Annotated in this window: 22 protein-coding genes; 3 read left to right on the top strand and 19 right to left on the bottom strand. The window is 42.9% G+C overall.

The window, feature by feature from the left end:
• Positions 1–5: 5 nt before the first annotated feature.
• Positions 6–728 (bottom strand): cytochrome b/b6 domain-containing protein, encoded by a 723-nt coding sequence (locus B9T10_RS05300; RefSeq protein WP_094538033.1) that lies wholly within the window; start codon positions 726–728, stop codon positions 6–8.
• 146 nt (positions 729–874) lie between these two features.
• Between B9T10_RS05300 and sstT the strand changes: the two genes are divergently transcribed.
• On the top strand, positions 875–2,089 hold the full coding sequence (gene sstT, locus B9T10_RS05295; RefSeq protein WP_063455459.1) for a serine/threonine transporter SstT: 1,215 nt from the start codon (positions 875–877) through the stop codon (positions 2,087–2,089).
• Positions 2,090–2,158: 69 nt separating this feature from the next.
• Here sstT and B9T10_RS05290 read toward each other — a convergent pair whose 3' ends face one another.
• The 18 genes from B9T10_RS05290 to B9T10_RS05205 all read right to left on the bottom strand — a co-directional run bounded on the left by B9T10_RS05290 (position 2,159) and on the right by B9T10_RS05205 (position 15,756).
• Positions 2,159–2,581 (bottom strand): F0F1 ATP synthase subunit epsilon, encoded by a 423-nt coding sequence (locus tag B9T10_RS05290; protein ID WP_008316842.1) that lies wholly within the window; start codon positions 2,579–2,581, stop codon positions 2,159–2,161.
• A 22-nt stretch (positions 2,582–2,603) separates the two neighbouring features.
• Entirely contained in the window at positions 2,604–3,977 is a 1,374-nt protein-coding gene (atpD, locus tag B9T10_RS05285) for a F0F1 ATP synthase subunit beta (RefSeq protein ID WP_063503974.1), read from the bottom strand.
• Between the two features lie 45 nt (positions 3,978–4,022).
• Positions 4,023–4,934 carry a F0F1 ATP synthase subunit gamma gene (atpG, locus tag B9T10_RS05280; protein ID WP_008316838.1) on the bottom strand — a complete coding sequence of 304 codons (912 nt, stop codon included), beginning with the start codon at positions 4,932–4,934 and terminating at the stop codon, positions 4,023–4,025.
• A 36-nt stretch (positions 4,935–4,970) separates the two neighbouring features.
• Positions 4,971–6,518 carry a F0F1 ATP synthase subunit alpha gene (atpA, locus tag B9T10_RS05275; RefSeq protein WP_008316835.1) on the bottom strand — a complete coding sequence of 516 codons (1,548 nt, stop codon included), beginning with the start codon at positions 6,516–6,518 and terminating at the stop codon, positions 4,971–4,973.
• 49 nt (positions 6,519–6,567) lie between these two features.
• On the bottom strand, positions 6,568–7,122 hold the full coding sequence (locus tag B9T10_RS05270; RefSeq protein ID WP_008316834.1) for a F0F1 ATP synthase subunit delta: 555 nt from the start codon (positions 7,120–7,122) through the stop codon (positions 6,568–6,570).
• 14 nt (positions 7,123–7,136) lie between these two features.
• Entirely contained in the window at positions 7,137–7,607 is a 471-nt protein-coding gene (locus B9T10_RS05265) for a F0F1 ATP synthase subunit B (RefSeq protein WP_008316831.1), read from the bottom strand.
• Between the two features lie 74 nt (positions 7,608–7,681).
• On the bottom strand, positions 7,682–7,915 hold the full coding sequence (gene atpE / locus B9T10_RS05260) for a F0F1 ATP synthase subunit C (protein WP_008316830.1): 234 nt from the start codon (positions 7,913–7,915) through the stop codon (positions 7,682–7,684).
• A 59-nt stretch (positions 7,916–7,974) separates the two neighbouring features.
• Entirely contained in the window at positions 7,975–8,790 is an 816-nt protein-coding gene (gene atpB / locus B9T10_RS05255; protein ID WP_018122387.1) for a F0F1 ATP synthase subunit A, read from the bottom strand.
• Positions 8,791–8,819: 29 nt separating this feature from the next.
• Positions 8,820–9,167 (bottom strand): hypothetical protein, encoded by a 348-nt coding sequence (locus tag B9T10_RS05250; protein WP_008316826.1) that lies wholly within the window; start codon positions 9,165–9,167, stop codon positions 8,820–8,822.
• A 105-nt stretch (positions 9,168–9,272) separates the two neighbouring features.
• Positions 9,273–10,169 carry a ParB/RepB/Spo0J family partition protein gene (locus B9T10_RS05245; protein WP_063455458.1) on the bottom strand — a complete coding sequence of 299 codons (897 nt, stop codon included), beginning with the start codon at positions 10,167–10,169 and terminating at the stop codon, positions 9,273–9,275.
• Positions 10,170–10,184: 15 nt separating this feature from the next.
• A complete protein-coding gene (locus B9T10_RS05240) occupies positions 10,185–10,958 on the bottom strand; it encodes a ParA family protein (protein WP_008316824.1) in 774 nt (257 codons plus the stop codon).
• 51 nt (positions 10,959–11,009) lie between these two features.
• Positions 11,010–11,639 carry a 16S rRNA (guanine(527)-N(7))-methyltransferase RsmG gene (gene rsmG, locus B9T10_RS05235; protein WP_018122386.1) on the bottom strand — a complete coding sequence of 210 codons (630 nt, stop codon included), beginning with the start codon at positions 11,637–11,639 and terminating at the stop codon, positions 11,010–11,012.
• Between the two features lie 14 nt (positions 11,640–11,653).
• Entirely contained in the window at positions 11,654–12,835 is a 1,182-nt protein-coding gene (locus B9T10_RS05230; protein ID WP_094538032.1) for a molybdopterin molybdotransferase MoeA, read from the bottom strand.
• The gene (gene mobA, locus B9T10_RS05225) at positions 12,829–13,428 is read right to left on the bottom strand and encodes a molybdenum cofactor guanylyltransferase (protein WP_094538031.1); all 600 of its coding nucleotides are present in this window, start codon (positions 13,426–13,428) and stop codon (positions 12,829–12,831) included. The genes B9T10_RS05230 and mobA overlap by 7 nt, the downstream gene beginning before the upstream one ends.
• Positions 13,421–13,879, bottom strand: coding sequence for a molybdenum cofactor biosynthesis protein MoaE (locus tag B9T10_RS05220; protein WP_094538030.1), 459 nt, complete (start codon positions 13,877–13,879; stop codon positions 13,421–13,423). The genes mobA and B9T10_RS05220 overlap by 8 nt, the downstream gene beginning before the upstream one ends.
• Positions 13,880–14,128, bottom strand: a complete 249-nt coding sequence (locus B9T10_RS05215; protein WP_094538029.1) for a MoaD/ThiS family protein — start codon at positions 14,126–14,128, stop codon at positions 13,880–13,882.
• An 8-nt stretch (positions 14,129–14,136) separates the two neighbouring features.
• Complete coding sequence (locus B9T10_RS05210; protein ID WP_008316818.1) at positions 14,137–15,003, bottom strand: metal ABC transporter permease; 867 nt, start codon at positions 15,001–15,003, stop codon at positions 14,137–14,139.
• A gap of 3 nt (positions 15,004–15,006) precedes the next feature.
• Entirely contained in the window at positions 15,007–15,756 is a 750-nt protein-coding gene (locus B9T10_RS05205) for a metal ABC transporter ATP-binding protein (RefSeq protein WP_094488986.1), read from the bottom strand.
• Positions 15,757–15,905: 149 nt separating this feature from the next.
• Between B9T10_RS05205 and B9T10_RS05200 the strand changes: the two genes are divergently transcribed.
• Together B9T10_RS05200 and B9T10_RS05195 are read left to right on the top strand one after the other, a co-directional pair.
• Entirely contained in the window at positions 15,906–16,277 is a 372-nt protein-coding gene (locus B9T10_RS05200; protein WP_008316815.1) for a response regulator, read from the top strand.
• A gap of 10 nt (positions 16,278–16,287) precedes the next feature.
• A complete protein-coding gene (locus B9T10_RS05195) occupies positions 16,288–16,746 on the top strand; it encodes a chemotaxis protein CheW (RefSeq protein WP_063503981.1) in 459 nt (152 codons plus the stop codon).
• Positions 16,747–16,776: the final 30 nt, after the last annotated feature.

The raw sequence follows: 16,776 nt of genomic DNA, 5'->3' as shown, positions 1-16,776 counted from the left end.
GCGACTCACAACAATAATCCTTTTAACCAAATCAATGTATTTTCAATCCATGTGATCAACCCAATGTTTTTCACATAGCCATATAAGAAATAAGGCACCAATACGCCCACCAATCCAAAGATGATCAATGCCAACCATGGACGGTTGCCTTCTATCGAGGTTGCAAATGGCGTATGACACTCATCTTCCGAGCGAGTGCCCACCACCATCGTTTTAATCAAATTTTGCCCTTTGACTAAGAAATAGAGCACAATGGCCGCCACATGTAAGCCCACCATCGTATAAATCACATAAAGATTATATTGATGAATGGTTTTTAACACGCTGCGTGCATCACTGCCCACCCATTGATATAATGGTGAATCTTGGTGCAAATAGGTATTATCCGTTAAAAACAATCCTGTGATTGTTTGTGTAAAAAGCACCAATAACATCAAGAGCACCATATAGGCTCCAAGTGGATTGTGCCCTTCTGTTTTTGTGATGCCATAGCGTAGATATTGATACGCAGACATTGGTCCTTTCACAAAGTCCCAAAATTTTGCCGTGGTGCTGCCCAATAACCCCCAAAGCACACGAAACAGTAACAACACCAATACAAATGTCCCTGCGTATTGATGCGCCGTCACATTGTCCACGTTAATGGTATAGATACAAACAACGATCATCACCACCAAAGACCAGTGAAACAGTCGAATGGGCAGATCCCAAACCTTGATTTTTTTCATAACCACTCCCTTAAATGTCAAGCATCCTTCTATTGTATAAAAAGCATTTTCGGATGGCGAGTTTATTCGGTTTTCAAACTGACAATTACTTGCTATATTTTTCCTTTCGAGCGACGGCTTGTCGCCTTTATTTTGCAGGAGCATTCATGAGGAAACTACTTAATTTTATCAATCAGTACAGCTTGATCCAACAGATCTTTATTGGCCTTATTTTAGGGATCATTATAGGCTTTACTTCCTCAACCACCGCTCACGCATTACAACTTCTTGGGGACATCTTCGTCAATGGCTTAAAAGCCATCGCCCCTGTGTTGGTTTTCTTCTTAATTATGTCGGCCATCTCTAAGTATAAAACCTCCACCGAAAATCAATCCGCGATTCGCCCAATCTTAGTGCTTTATTTACTGGGTACCTTTGCCGCATCCGTTGTGGCTGTGATTGTGAGCTTCATTTTCCCGATCACCATTTCATCCTTGCCAGCCGCCGCCGTGCAATCTTCTCCAAGCAATATTTTGGATGTATTGCACTCATTGGTGATGAAAATGGTGGATAACCCTGTCGATGCGCTTGTGTCTGCGAACTACATCGGCATTTTATTTTGGGGCTTGGTGTTTGGTTTTGCCTTGCGTCACACATCCGATACCACCAAAAAAGTGGTGGAAGATGGTGCCGAAGTGGTGACAAAAGCTGTACGCTTTGTCATCAGCTTTGCGCCTTTAGGTATTTTAGGCTTAGTGGCTTCAACGATTGCCACAACAGGTGCAGAATCCTTATTAGATTACGTGCAATTGGTTTTAGTCTTACTGCTTGCGATGGCGGTTGTCACCTTTGTCATCAATCCCATTTTAGTCTATTGGAAAACCCGTTCAAACCCTTACCCACTCGTCTTTCAATGCCTTCGCGAAAGTGGTTTAACCGCGTTTTTCACACGCAGCTCAGCGGCAAACTTACCCATTAACTTTGCATTGTGTAAAAAATTGGGCGTCAAAGAAGAGACTTACTCCATCTCCATTCCTTTAGGTGCCACCATTAATATGGCGGGCGCAGCTGTCACCATCACCATCTTCACATTGGCTGCAGTTCATACGAAAGGCATTCAAGTGGATTTCTTATCTGCCATCTTATTAAGCTTTGTGGCGGCTGTGGGGGCATGTGGTGCATCTGGCGTTGCAGGCGGCTCATTGTTATTGATTCCCTTAGCTTGTAGCCTCTTTGGCATTGATAACACCGTTGCAATGCAATTGGTTGCCATTGGCTTCATTGTGGGCGTGATTCAAGACTCAGTGGAGACTGCCATCAACTCATCGACCGATGTGCTCTTTACAGTGGCAGCAGATCGCTCTGTGAACGGCAAAGATTAAATCTTCTCAACTTCAGACATAAAAAAACCTGCCAATGGCAGGTTTTTTTTGATTTGATGATTCACATCATTAAACTTTACCGATACGACGATAACGTTCAATGGCATCGATTTTTGCACTGATCTCACGTAATTCTGTTTGAGCCTTCGCAAAGTTAAAGTCGCTCTCATGTTTATTCAACATAGATTGAACGCGCTCTTTCGCTGCTTTAGCTTCCGCTTCATCAAGATCATCCGCTCTTTCAGCAGACTCAGCTAGCACGATAATTTGATTCGGTTGAATTTCTAAAATACCGCCAGAAATCCAGAACACATCTTCATTACCTTCAGCTGTCTTTAATCGAACTTGACCAGGAACCAATTGCGTTAACAATGGCAAGTGACCAGGAAATACCCCTAACTCACCTGAAATACTTGTTCCTGCAAAAAAAGTGACATCTCCAGAAAACAATTTTTTTTCTGCGCTTACGATGGCAACATGCATTGTATTCATTGAGACTCCCTATTCAATTAGATTAAAGCGTCGCTGCGCGTGCTTTAGCTTCTTCAATATCGCCAACCATGTAGAAAGCTTGTTCTGGCATAGAGTCACACTCACCGGCCAAAATTGCTTTAAAGCTTGCAATCGTATCTTTCAAGCTCACATATTTACCAGGTGCACCTGTAAATACTTCCGCTACGTGGAAAGGTTGAGATAAGAAACGTTGAATCTTACGAGCACGTTGAACAACCAATTTGTCATCTTCTGACAATTCGTCCATACCCAAGATTGCAATGATGTCTTTCAACTCTTTATAGCGTTGTAATACAGTTTGTACGCCACGAGCAACGTCATAGTGTTCTTTACCGATCACTTGAGGATCTAATTGACGAGACGTTGAATCTAATGGATCTACCGCTGGGTAAATACCTAAAGATGCGATGTCACGAGACAATACGATGGTTGCGTCTAAGTGAGCAAACGTTGTTGCAGGTGATGGATCCGTTAAGTCATCCGCAGGAACGTATACCGCTTGAACTGATGTGATCGAACCTTTCTTCGTAGATGTGATACGCTCTTGAAGCACACCCATCTCTTCAGATAATGTTGGCTGATAACCTACCGCAGAAGGCATACGACCTAACAATGCAGACACTTCAGTACCAGCTAAGGTATAACGATAGATATTATCGATGAACAATAATACGTCTTTACCTTCGTCACGGAAGTATTCAGCCATTGTCAAACCAGTCAAAGCAACACGTAAACGGTTACCAGGTGGTTCATTCATCTGACCATACACCATCGCAACTTTGTCTAATACGTTAGAATCTTTCATTTCGTGATAGAAGTCATTACCTTCACGAGTACGCTCACCAACACCAGCAAACACAGATAAACCTGAGTGCGCTTTAGCGATGTTGTTGATCAATTCCATCATGTTTACAGTTTTACCAACACCGGCACCACCGAACAAACCAACTTTACCACCTTTTGCAAATGGGCAAAGTAAGTCGATCACTTTGATACCAGTTTCTAATAATTCTGTAGAACCTGATTGTTCTTCGTAGCTAGGTGGTTTGCGATGAATACCCCAATGGGCTTCAGTGCTTACAGGACCTGCATGATCCACCGGCTCACCTAATACGTTCATGATACGACCTAATGTCGCTGCACCAACAGGTACAGAGATTGGCGCTTTTGTATCAATGACAGTTAAGTCGCGTTGTAAACCGTCTGATGAACCCATCGCGATTGTACGAACTACGCCGTCACCTAATTGTTGTTGAACTTCAAGAACCAAATCCTGGCCTTCAACTTTTAATGCATTATAGATACTAGGCACTGCATCGCGTGGAAATTCTACGTCTACGACAGCCCCTATAATCTGAATAATTTTTCCTGACATATTTAACCTCTAAAAATTACTATTCTCATTCAATCTGCCCAGATTTTAAAGGGCTGCTGCACCGCCAACAATTTCAGAAATTTCCTGAGTAATTGCAGCCTGACGCGCTTTGTTATACACGAGCTGTAAATTATCAACAATGGCTTCAGCATTATCCGTCGCAGCTTGCATCGCCACCATACGGGCAGCCATTTCACATGCGATATTTGCAATAACACTGTGGTACATTGTCGATTCAAGATAACGATTCAACACCAACTCAACGAGTTTTTTAGGATCCATATCGTAGATATAATCCCACTTCATTGTTTGCGTTAAATCAATAGTCTCAATCTCATCTTTTTCGTCAAACTCAGCTTTCAGCGATTTGAATGTAGATAAGTCTAACGGCAACAACTTCATACCATATGGTTTTTGAACCATTGTATTCACAAAAGCATTCGAGTAGATGTGCAACTCATCGATTTCACCGTCACGATAGGCGGTTAACATCACATTCATTACACCTAACAAGTCAGCCATAGAAGGCTGGTCACCTAAATGACTTGCTGTTGCCAAAATTTTCCCACCATAACGGTTAAAGAAGGTATTTGCTTTATTACCGATGGTCGCAAACTCGACATCAATGCCTTGTTCTGACCATTTAGCCATGTCCGCAGAGAGGAGCTTGAATAAGTTATTATTCAAGCCACCACATAAACCGCGGTCACTACTTACGACAATGATACCAATCTTCTTCACTTCACGTTTAGTGAGGTAGACATGATCAAATTCAACTTCAGCCTGAGAAAGATGAGAAACCAATTTCACGATCTGCTCTGTATATGGTTTAGTAGCAAGCATTCTCGTTTGCGTTTTACGCATCTTGCTCGCTGCAACCATCTGCATTGCACCTGTGATTTTCTGAGTGTTTTTAACACTCTTAATCTTTGTACGTATCTCTTTACCAACGGCCATGAAAGATCCTAATATTTAAATAAAGAAAGAGAAAAATTATTTCACCCAAGCTTCTGTCATTTTGTATGACTTAACGGCTTGTGCAAATTCGCTTTCAATTTCGTCATTGTAACTACCAGTCTCATTGATTTTTTTCATGAGATCAGCTTTTTCAATGTTCATTGTAGTGATTAAACCTTCAGTGAACGGACGAATTTGCTTCACTTCGATATCGTCTAAATAACCTTTTTCTACTGTAAATAACACGATGGCCATTTCAGAAACAGTATAAGGACGATATTGAGCTTGCTTCATCAATTCCATTACACGCTCACCACGCTCTAATTGCTTACGGGTTGCTTCATCTAAGTCAGATGCAAACTGTGAGAACGCTTCCAATTCACGGTATTGAGCCAATGCCAAACGCACACCACCACCCAATTTCTTGATGATTTTAGTTTGTGCAGCACCACCAACACGCGATACAGAGATACCGGCGTTGATCGCAGGACGAACACCCGCATTGAATAAGTCTGATTCTAAGAAGATCTGACCATCTGTAATGGAGATTACGTTTGTTGGAACGAATGCAGAAACGTCACCGGCTTGTGTTTCAATGATTGGCAATGCAGTTAAAGAACCTGTTTTACCTTTCACTTCACCGTTTGTGAATGCTTCAACATAGTCAGCATTAACACGTGCAGCACGTTCTAATAAACGTGAGTGTAAATAGAATACGTCGCCAGGGAACGCTTCACGGCCTGGAGGACGACGGAGTAACAATGAGATTTGACGATAAGCAACGGCTTGTTTAGATAAGTCATCATAAATGATCAACGCATCTTCACCACGGTCACGGAAGTATTCACCCATTGTACAACCAGCATATGCTGATAAATATTGCATTGCAGCAGGATCAGCCGCGCTTGAAGCCACAACAATTGTGTGTGCCATCGCGTCGTGCTCTTCTAATTTACGAACGATGTTCGCAATTGTAGAGTTTTTCTGACCAATCGCTACGTAAATACATTTTACGCCAGTATTTTTTTGGTTAATGATGGTGTCGATTGCAATCGCTGTTTTACCCGTTTGACGGTCACCGATGATCAACTCACGTTGGCCACGGCCGATTGGAATCATAGAGTCAACGGCGATGTAACCTGTTTGTAAAGGTTCATCAACGGATTGACGCTCAATCACACCTGGTGCCACTTTTTCGATTGGCGCAGTTAAAGTGGTGTTGATTGGACCTTTACCATCGATTGGCTGACCCAATGCGTTCACAACGCGGCCTAACAATTCAGGACCGATTGGAACTTCCATCACTTTACCTGTACATTTTACAACGTCACCTTCGGATACTTTACCGTAGTCGCCTAAAAGTACAACACCTACTGAATCGCGCTCTAAGTTCAATGCTAAACCACGAACTCCGTGCGGTAATTCAACCATTTCACCTTGCATTACTGCATCTAAGCCATAAACGCTAGCAATACCATCAGTCAAACTAATGACTGTTCCTTCAGTACTTGCTTCTGGCTTAACATCAAATTCTTCAATCTTAGATTTGATAAGATCACTAATTTCTGATGGATTCAATTGCATAATTCAAATCATCCTTTAAAACATAATAAATTCTTTTATCGTTAATTCATTAAGCTGGTTGCACTAAGAAAGAGGTCATTTCCTCTAAACGTCCTTTGACAGATCCATCCATGACCCAGTCGCCAGATTTGACAACCGCACCACCAATTAAACTTGGATCCACAGAAACATTTAATTTAATACTTTTTTGGAAATGCTTTTCTAAAGCCTTAACGAACATTTCGTATTCTGATTCTTGCACTTCAAAAGCTGAGACTAATTCAGCTTCCACAATAGATTCATCTACCAGAACCATTTCGTCAAAGATTTGACGAATCGATGGGAACGCTTCATAGCGTTTAGCATCGAGAATGACCGATAAAAAATTAGCTTCTTGATTCGTTAACTGACGCTTTAAAAGCGCAGCCACTGCTGTTTGCAAAAACTGAGTTTTTTCTTGCAGAGAAAAATCAGGGCGAGTGATAAAATCGCTCGCCTCTACATCGGCACTAATCTCATCGAGTACAGCCAAAAGATTACTCCAGCCAGAAATAGTATTCTCTTCCTTAGCAATCAAAAACACTGCTTTGGCATAGGGACGAGCAACTGTAATATAATCTGTCATGACTAACTATTGCCTTATAAACGTGATGCTAAATCTTTTAACAATGACTCGTGCGTTGCGCGATCAACTTCCTTACCTACGATCTTACTTGCACCTTCAAGTGCGAGTGCAACCACTTCTTGTCTTAGTTTTTCTTTAGCTTGATTAGTTTCAACTAAAATCTGATCTTGAGCGTTCTGAAGTTGCTTGTCTGCCACTTCTTTAGCTTGTGCTCTTGAAGCTTCAACAGCTTCCTCTGCGCGCTTATTCGCAAGTGCAACAATACTTGATGCTTCTTGCTTAGCATCTTTTAAGAGCACTTTGACTTCTGAATCAGCAGCCATTTTTTCAGCAACGCTATCTTCAGCAGCTTTTAAGCCCTCTGCGATTTTAGCACGACGTTCATCGATTGCTTTGATCATTGGTGGCCAGATGAATTTCATCACGAACCAGACCAACGTAAAGAATACGACAAACTGTGCAAATAAAGTAGCATTTAAATTCATGTTGTATCTGCCTGTCTAACTATTCTATGCATAAAAGGCGTTTGATGTGTATCAAACGCCACGATAATGGATGATTACTTGAATACAACCATTGCAAAGAAGATAGCGATACCAACACCGATTAAGAATGCAGCATCTACAAGACCAACAAGAATAAATACTTTAGGTAACAATTTATCCATCATTTCTGGTTGACGCGCTGAAGATTCAACATATTTTGAACCTAAAAGTGCGATACCAATAGCAGCACCGATAGCACCTAAACCAACGATAATTCCACACGCTAAAGCAATCATGCCCATGTCCATTTTTTTCTCCTAAAAATAATTAACTAAACTAACAAAACACCAACCAAAATGATTGAATTCTAATGAGCCTCATGAGCTTGACCAAGGTATACCAAAGTCAAAGTCATAAAGATGTAGCCTTGAAGAACAATGATCAAGATATGGAAAATAGCCCATGCTGATCCTGCTAACCAATGCAACCCAAAACCCCACCACGTGCCTGTTGCACCTAATAATGCAATCAAACAGAAGATCAATTCGCCCGCGAACATATTACCAAAAAGTCGCATGCCTAAAGAGAACGCTTTTGAAATATATTCAACGATATTTAAAATAATATTAAAAGGTAATAACCAGATACCGAAAGGCGCTGTGCATAACTCCTTAAGGAAACCACCCACTTTTTTCACTTTAAATGAGTAGAAGAGAATCAACGCTAATACTGCCATAGACATGCCCAATGGACCGTTCACGTCAGCAGTTGGTAAAATTCTTTGGTGCTGTACATCTAAACCAAATACATTGATTAAGGTCATGGGTAGATCAACTGGCACTAAGTCCATGCAGTTCATCACAATCACCCATAAGAAAATTGTTAAACCTAAAGGTGCAATGTAGCCATTTGGGCCATTGACAAGCGCTTTAGATTGGCTTTCGGCAAATTCTACTAGAATTTCCACAGCGGCTTGGAATCGGGTCGGTACGCCAGCGGATGCTTTGCGAGATGCTCTGAACAAAAAGAATAGAACAATAATACCCGATACAATTGACCAAAGCACCGTATCTATGTTAATCAAACTAAAGTCCACAAAGTTTTCTTGTGGCAAATCTGTCTGAGTCATATTAACGAGGTGATGCTCGATATAACTACTAGCGGTAATCTCTTCTGCTGACATATCTTGTCCCAATCTCTGAATTTTATTACTTACATATCGTGCTTCAAATACTTATAGCCAAACCCTGTAATCACCATTGGTAGAAACACTGTCACCACTATTGCTGCCAAAAATGCCACCCAGTTTGGATCTTTTAAATATAAGACACTGCCCGCAAGCAGTAATGCACTGATAAATTTATTAACAAATGCGCCTAACCAAAATATTGCTTGTTTGCTTTTAATCAAAAAGGATAAAAACACCACAAAAACATTTGGCAAGGTAATGGAAAGTCCTGCCCAAAAGTAAGACCTTCCAACACTTTCCCCTAATACCAGCCAAAGCACAATTGAGGCACTTAGCGTAATGATCAATTGGATCGTTATTACTTGCTTCATCACATCAAAATACCTTTGGCAAAAGTAGCTCGATTATAAGCAGTTAGCCTTTAAAGTCAATCTTTTTAACACTGATATTGAATAAAAAAGTTAACAGATGTCCATTTATTGGTCACGGATCTTTTGCAAAATCCCGTCTAACTGATCAAGAGAATCATAGTGAATAATCATCTTGCCTTTACCTTTCGGATTTGATTGAAATCCAACCTTCGCACCAAAATATTCACTCCAGGCGTTTTCCAATTTTTTCACATCATTGTCCACTTTTTTTGTGGCGGTTTTCTCAGTCTTTTGTGTACGGGCAGCCACAATGCGTTCAACGTCACGCACTGTTAGATTTTCTGCCATGATGCGCTCGGCTAACTGCACTTGTTCGGCATGTGACAAAGAGAGCATTGCACGGCCATGCCCCATGTCGAGCAATTTGTCTAATAACCATGTTTGCACTTGAGGCGCTAATTCTAATAAACGCACCACATTGCTCACTGATGAACGCGAACGACCAATTAAATCGCCCACTTCTTGATGGGTTAAATCAAATTCACTGATGAAACGCGCAATCGCTTCTGCCTCTTCAATCGGACTTAAATCTTCGCGCTGAATGTTTTCAATGAGCGCAACGGCCAATGCTTCTTGATCCGTCAATGACTGCATGATCACGGGCACTTTTTCAAGTTTAGCAATCTGCGAAGCACGCCATCTGCGTTCACCGGCTAAGATTTCATATTTTTTCTGACCATCACGCAAAACTTCACGCACCACAAGCGGCTGAATGATCCCTTGAGAGCGAATGGAATCGGCCAAAGTTTCAAGCGCATGAGCATCAAACACTTTACGTGGCTGATAAATCCCCGGCACTAAAAACTCAATGGGCAACTCTTTAATGGCGCCTAAAATGGCTTCTGATGATGGTTTGTCTTTATTATTTGTGTGCGCATCCATGGGTAATTTTGTTTTATTCAACAAAACATCCAATCCGCGACCTAATCCACGCTTTTTCAAATCAGTTTCCTCAGTTTATCTTCGTTTGCTTCGGCGGCTGATCTCTTTCGCCAATTCTGCATATGCCACAGCACCTTTTGATGCTGCATCATATTTGACAATGGATTCACCAAATCCGGGCGCTTCGGCTAAACGCACGTTACGCGGAATGATGGTTTCCAATAATTGATCCCCAAAGTGGGCTTGTAAGTTTTCAGACACTTGTAGTGACAAGGCATTGCGGCCATCGTACATGGTGCGCAAAATCCCCAAAATGGATAAATTTGGATTCGTGGTGCTTTTAACCTCTTCCACCGTGCCCATCAATGCTGATAAACCTTCAAGCGCATAATACTCACATTGCACAGGCACAACCGCATAATCCGCAGCCGTTAACGCATTGAGTGTGAGCATGTTTAAAGAAGGTGGGCAGTCGATGATGATGTAGTTAAAGTTACTTTGAATGCTCGCGAGCGCTTCTTTGAGCACAAATGCGCCCTGCTCTCTTTGCGTCAATAACACTTCAGCACCGGTTAAATCACCATTTGCACCAATTAAGCGAATGGCATTTTCATCGAGCTCAATGATCGCTTCATTGATGGGCACATCGTCTAATAATAGATCCACAACGCCCAATTCTAATGAATGCTTATCCACGCCCATGCCTGTGGTGGCATTGCCTTGCGGATCTAAGTCTAACAACAAGACATTAGGACGCGCTTTCATGCTTGCTAAAGAAGCCGCTAAGTTCACGGCCGTCGTGGTTTTGCCCACGCCACCTTTTTGATTTGTTACTGCTATGATTGCCACTCGAATATCCTACTCATCAAATTATTAATATTACGCGGGAAGTATATCAAATTACGCTCGCGACAAAAAAACCAAATGCCTAGCATCACTCAATCGCGGCACTTTCAATTCAACCACATTGGTTTGATATTCACCGTTGGCAAATTGCCATTCACTTGGTGTAATGTGACCTTTCATGGCAGCAAATACCCCCTGCCCTGCCAACAAATGCTCTGACCAATGCACCATGTCTTCAGCACTGGCAAAGGCGCGCGATAAAATCACATCAAACAATTCAGTGGGATGATAATCCTGCACACGCGAATGGATGATCTCAACATTTTGAATGCCAAGCTCCATTTTCATCTGCGTCATAAAGCGCGTGCGTTTACTATTGGTGTCTAGCAATGTGAAATGGGATTCAGGCATGGCAATGGCAAGTAAAAAACCTGGTAAGCCCGCACCGGTGCCCACATCAATCAAGCGATCATGTTTAATGGCTTCTAAATGCGGCACCAAAACAAGCGAGTCAAACAGATGTTTCACCACCATTTCATCGGGCTCAGTGATTGAGGTTAAGTTATACGCTTTGTTCCATAAACGGATGCCATTTAAGTAATGGGTCCAAGCTTTGACTTTTGCCTCATCAAAGGCAAATCCTTCTGCGCTGAGCGCTTGCTGAATGTATTCAGTTGTGATCATAGTGTGACTTTATATTAATGAATGGGATAAAAATTAAGGGTCATGCCTTCGCTGACGGCCGTATTTGGCGTGATTTCAATTAAACAATTGGCCACGGCTAAGCCTGATAGCATTGCAGAGCCCTGCCCTTTAGCGATCGTCAAATCAAAGCCGCCATTTCGATTCTCTGTGTACATGCCACGCAAGAATTCGCGGCGTGGCTCTAATTTCTCGCGCTCAAAATGGGCAGTGCCTTTCATAAAAGTGGCAGTGGTTGCGCCAATGCTCTGCTGTAAAAATGGATAGACGAAGAGATAAAACGTCACATACGCAGAGACAGGATTGCCCGGCAACATAAAGACATGCGCATTGCCAATTTTGCCCCAACCAAAAGGTTTACCAGGTTTAATGGCAATCTTCCAACCGTTGAGCTCGCCCACTTCTGCAATGGCTTTGCCCACATGATCTTCTTCCCCCACTGAAGCGCCGCCACTTAATAAAATGACATCATGCTGCGCTGCTAATTCAAGCAACGTGGCTTTGGTTTCTTCATAATTGTCTTTAATGATGCCGCCATCAAACACATGATGCTGCTTTTTCAACCATGCTTGAAGCATAAAGCGGTTGGCATCATAAATTTTACCGGGGCTCAATGCCGTTTCTTGGGGAATCAATTCGCTGCCTGTGGATAAAACGGCAATCGATAATCCATCAAACACGGGAATGGTGGCATAACCTTGGGATGCACATAAAGCGATGGTTGCCGCCGTCATTTCGCGGTGTTTTGCCAACAATAAATCGCCCTTTTTCACCTCTTCGCCTTGATAACGAATGTTCATATTCACGCGATAAGGCTCGGCTAAATGGATCTCATCCGCCACGCGTTCGACATGTTCTTGCATGATCACCGTGGTGGCGCCTTTTGGCGTGGGTGCGCCCGTAAAAATACGCACCGCTTCCCCTGCTTGCAATGTCATCGGTGCTAAGTCACCAGCAGCAATGCGCCCGATCACTTTAAACGCTAATAAATCGCCATTCGGATCACACACGGCGTAACCATCCATTGCGCTGTTATCAAAGAGCGGTGCATCATAATGCGCCACTAAATCTTCGCTCACATAATGGCCTAAACTGTCCACCAATGAAGCTTGACGAGTTTTAGATGGCAACTGAACCGCTTTTGCCAATTCTTCGAGTGCGACATGAAAATCTAACATGTTTTGTCCTTTAAAATTGTTGCGATGCGCTCAAGCGCCGCCGAATCATTACCATTGATAAAGGCTGTCGGATCGGCAAACGGCACAGCACCGCTGTTCATTTGTGTTAAAAAATCGCGAATTCTACGTTTCTGATCTTTCAATAATTGCGTCAGCTCCGGTAAACATCGCCCCTTGACCATCAATACACCATAATGATCACGCTCGCCATCAGATGGCCACACGGCATCAAATTGATGGGTGCGCAAATAATCTTGCTGCACAGCCACTAAATCACGCGGCAATAACGGTGCATCACAGGTCACCACCTGAATGAGATCATCGGCCGCCACATACGGGATTAAACTGTGTAAGCCCGCCAGCGGTCCATCACGATAAAATTCAGGCTGATCTTCAATGATGTTTGCGCAAATGTTTCGATACGCAGCTTGATCATGATTCGCAGATAAATACACCGCATCCACCTGCGGCGCAAGGCGATCATACACATGCGCCGCCAAAGGTTTACCAGCAATGTCCACCAAGCCTTTATTGACGCCACCTAAACGGCTGCCTGCGCCACCTGATAAAATGAGCCCGATGATTCTACTCATGCCAACGCTGCTTACGCTGTTGATCACTCAATTTTGCTTCCACCCAGTGATCGGTATTGTCGTTAAACACCTCTTTTTTCCAAAAAGGTGCATCTGTCTTAAGATAATCCATAATGAATTCTGTGGCATGAAACGCCGCTTCACGATGTGACGCAATCGTTGCCACCAAAACAATCGGTTCACCCACAGGGATTTCCCCCACGCGATGCACCACGCGGCAACCGGTAATCGGCCAGCGACTTTTGGCAATTTCAATGATGCGTAAAATCTCGCGCTCCGTCAGCCCTGCATAATGCTCTAAAAAGAGCGCACGCAAATCTTTGGCATGATCATGCCCACGAACATAACCCACAAAGCTGCTTGATGCACCAATGTTGTGGGCATCTTTCATCAATCGCGCCAATTCATCATCATGGATAAATTTTTCTGTTTGAATCACCACCGTAAACATTTAACCTCCTGTCACGGGCGGTAAAATGGCCACGCGATCCCCGGATTGAATGTTGGTGGCTTGATAAATGATTTCATCATTGACCACCACACGAAACACGCGCTCTGGCGCCAATGCCGCTTGCCATTCATCATTTCTGGCACGCAGCGCATTTAATAATGCGTCCGTGTCACCATTTGCCCATTCGATGGACTCTTCTGTCACACCTAAACGATCTTTTAACACACCAAAATATTGAATTGTGATCATGTCATCTCCTACGCGGTTTTGTGTTTCAAACGAAACACTCGCGTTAAAATGCCCCCTGATCGACCAAAGAGCAGTGAAAAAAAGTAGATGATGCCCGCCACGCCAATGATGGCAGGCCCACTTGGCACATCTAAATAAAATGAGGACAACAAACCAAAGTATGCGATCAAAAAGCCTAAAATGACGATCACGATGAATAATCCTTCAATGGATCGCACCCACAATTGCCCAATGATGACCGGCAGCATCAATAATCCCACCGCCATCAATGAGCCAAGCGCCTGAAAGCCTGCGATGAGATTAATCACCACGATGAATAAGAAAATGGCGTAATAACTGATGCCGCGAATCTTCATGGATTGTAAAAAAATCGGGTCAATGATGAACAGCACGAGCGGGCGATAAATGATCGCAACGGCTAACAGCGTAATGCACATGATCGCCCATAAAAAGACCAACATTGCGTTATCAATGGTTAACACTGAGCCAAATAAAATGTGCAATAAATCCACTTGGGAGCCAATTTTTGAGATGATCACAACGCCAATGGCCAATGAAATTAAATAAAACGCCGCAAAGCTCGCATCCTCATTGAGCTTTGTAAAGCGCGACACCACAAAAGCCAACAGTGCAATGAGTGCGCCTGCAATCACGCCGCCAATGCCCATCGCCACAAGGTTAAAACCATAAAACATAAAGCCCAATGCAATCCCCGGCAAAATGCCGTGACTTAAAGCATCACCCACCAAACTCATGCGGCGCATCACCAAAAAGCTGCCCACAATGCCTGAGGAGATCGCCACCATCAAAGAGGCCAACAATGCGCGCTGCATGAAAGGAAAGGTGATGAAGGGCGTGATGAAAAAATCCCACATGTTTTATGATTCTCCCGATTGAGGTGTTGAACAAACATCCGCATGATCATCCCAATAGAGGGAGGCTGAATAGGCTTTTTCAAAATTTTGTTCAGTTAATACAGCTTTAGTTGCGCCAAATGCCACCTTTTCACACGCCATCATTAATGTGTAATCAAAATGCGCTTTGGCCACATGAAAATCATGAATCACTGCAATCACTGTTTTGCCCTGTTTGCGCCAATTGTTAATGACGCTGCATAAATCCAAATTTGTTTTTGCATCCACCGCATTAAAGGGCTCATCTAATAAAATCACGTCAGCATCTTGCACGATGATGCGCGCAAAAAGCGCGCGCTGAAATTGTCCATTCGATAAATTATTAATGGTGCGGTTTTCAAAACCGGTTAAACCCACAATGGCCAGAGCTTCTGCCACTTTTTCCATCGCCGCTTTGGTGATTTTAGCAAATAATGAGCCGTGCGCCAAAAAGCCCGTAGCCACTAAATCTTCCACAGTAATGGGCAATGAACGATCAATGTCTGATTGCTGCGGCAAATAGCTCACCGTTTCATCATGATGGAAGGTGACTTTGCCTTCATCGGGCGAGAGCATGCCCATCATCACTTTTAAAAGCGTGCTTTTACCTGCACCATTTGGGCCAATGATCGCATTGGTATAACCACAGGGAAAATCTACACTCACATGGTGCACCACAGGATGACGATGATAACTCACCGTCACATTGTCAACAGTAATACAAGGGTCCAACATTTCCGTCATCACTTTTTTATATCGATCGAGTAGTATAATATAAACCACAAACATTCGATAATGACATTTATATCCATATGTTTGCTTTATACCAAATCCATTTAAATCACGTATAATATTGCGATGAAATTTCAGGTTGCGAGTACATAATGAATAAAACAGCATTAATTATAGATGATAGTGCAACAGCTAGAATCGGCATTAAAAACATGCTCCAAAATTTGGGCTACACCGCGCATACGGCCAACAATGGCTTAGATGCCCTTGAGCGTGTGCTCAGCGTTCAACCGGATGTGATTTTATTAGATCTCTCGATGCCCGTTTTAGAAGGCACCGATGTGCTCTCTTTGCTCAAACAGCACTCAACCACACAAAAGATCCCCGTCATCATTTTATCTGGTAAAGAAGGCATTTGTGACCGCATGCGCGCGCAAACATTAGGCGCCGTGGGCTTTTTAGGCAAGCCTTGTAAGGCGGAGTTATTAACCGATCTATTGACTTCTCTCAATTTAACCGCATAAAGGCTGACGCATGAACATTAGAGGCATCGTTTACACCATCGATAACATTCTGTGCATCACCAAGATTGATGACATCTCAGAAGTGGTCCAAGGCATTAAACCTGCACCTGTGCCCTTGACGAAAGAGTGGTTAGTGGGCACGATTCAGTTGCGCGGGAACATCGTCCCCGTGACAGACATTTTAAAGTTTTCCAATCAATCCATCATCAACCGCTCCTCTGAACAGCATAAAAACAACATTTTAATCATTCAGAAAAATGAGTGGCAGTTTGGCATTAAAGTCAATCGTTTGATGGGGATTCGTGTCATCCGCGCAACACAACAAGCTGCGCATCAATTGCCGCCTGAATTTTCAGGGGTCCCCGAAATTGTTCAAGGGATGTATGAGATCGATGAGGGTTATCTATACAACATTAACCTCACCAAATTGATCGATCATCCACAATTTATGCACCCAGAACTCCTATAGATCACGTTTAATTTAATGAGGCAAGCAACC

The sequence above is a fragment of the Wohlfahrtiimonas chitiniclastica genome (genome assembly GCF_002252325.1).
Lineage (GTDB): Bacteria > Pseudomonadota > Gammaproteobacteria > Cardiobacteriales > Wohlfahrtiimonadaceae > Wohlfahrtiimonas > Wohlfahrtiimonas chitiniclastica.
This window is presented reverse-complemented; position numbering and strand designations above follow the sequence as displayed.

Coding starts and splice junctions, on each gene's coding strand:
- atpG (WP_008316838.1), bottom strand. CDS start 4,934: ATGGCCGTTGGTAAAGAGATACGTACAAAGATTAAGAGTGTTAAAAAC.
- atpB (WP_018122387.1), bottom strand. CDS start 8,790: ATGTCAGCAGAAGAGATTACCGCTAGTAGTTATATCGAGCATCACCTC.
- atpA (WP_008316835.1), bottom strand. CDS start 6,518: ATGCAATTGAATCCATCAGAAATTAGTGATCTTATCAAATCTAAGATT.
- B9T10_RS05250 (WP_008316826.1), bottom strand. CDS start 9,167: ATGAAGCAAGTAATAACGATCCAATTGATCATTACGCTAAGTGCCTCA.
- rsmG (WP_018122386.1), bottom strand. CDS start 11,639: ATGATCACAACTGAATACATTCAGCAAGCGCTCAGCGCAGAAGGATTT.
- B9T10_RS05300 (WP_094538033.1), bottom strand. CDS start 728: ATGAAAAAAATCAAGGTTTGGGATCTGCCCATTCGACTGTTTCACTGG.
- B9T10_RS05270 (WP_008316834.1), bottom strand. CDS start 7,122: ATGACAGATTATATTACAGTTGCTCGTCCCTATGCCAAAGCAGTGTTT.
- atpE (WP_008316830.1), bottom strand. CDS start 7,915: ATGGACATGGGCATGATTGCTTTAGCGTGTGGAATTATCGTTGGTTTA.
- B9T10_RS05215 (WP_094538029.1), bottom strand. CDS start 14,128: ATGATCACAATTCAATATTTTGGTGTGTTAAAAGATCGTTTAGGTGTG.
- sstT (WP_063455459.1), top strand. CDS start 875: ATGAGGAAACTACTTAATTTTATCAATCAGTACAGCTTGATCCAACAG.
- B9T10_RS05230 (WP_094538032.1), bottom strand. CDS start 12,835: ATGTTAGATTTTCATGTCGCACTCGAAGAATTGGCAAAAGCGGTTCAG.
- B9T10_RS05290 (WP_008316842.1), bottom strand. CDS start 2,581: ATGAATACAATGCATGTTGCCATCGTAAGCGCAGAAAAAAAATTGTTT.
- B9T10_RS05200 (WP_008316815.1), top strand. CDS start 15,906: ATGAATAAAACAGCATTAATTATAGATGATAGTGCAACAGCTAGAATC.
- B9T10_RS05205 (WP_094488986.1), bottom strand. CDS start 15,756: ATGTTGGACCCTTGTATTACTGTTGACAATGTGACGGTGAGTTATCAT.
- B9T10_RS05210 (WP_008316818.1), bottom strand. CDS start 15,003: ATGTGGGATTTTTTCATCACGCCCTTCATCACCTTTCCTTTCATGCAG.
- atpD (WP_063503974.1), bottom strand. CDS start 3,977: ATGTCAGGAAAAATTATTCAGATTATAGGGGCTGTCGTAGACGTAGAA.
- B9T10_RS05265 (WP_008316831.1), bottom strand. CDS start 7,607: ATGAATTTAAATGCTACTTTATTTGCACAGTTTGTCGTATTCTTTACG.
- B9T10_RS05195 (WP_063503981.1), top strand. CDS start 16,288: ATGAACATTAGAGGCATCGTTTACACCATCGATAACATTCTGTGCATC.
- B9T10_RS05220 (WP_094538030.1), bottom strand. CDS start 13,879: ATGTTTACGGTGGTGATTCAAACAGAAAAATTTATCCATGATGATGAA.
- mobA (WP_094538031.1), bottom strand. CDS start 13,428: ATGAGTAGAATCATCGGGCTCATTTTATCAGGTGGCGCAGGCAGCCGT.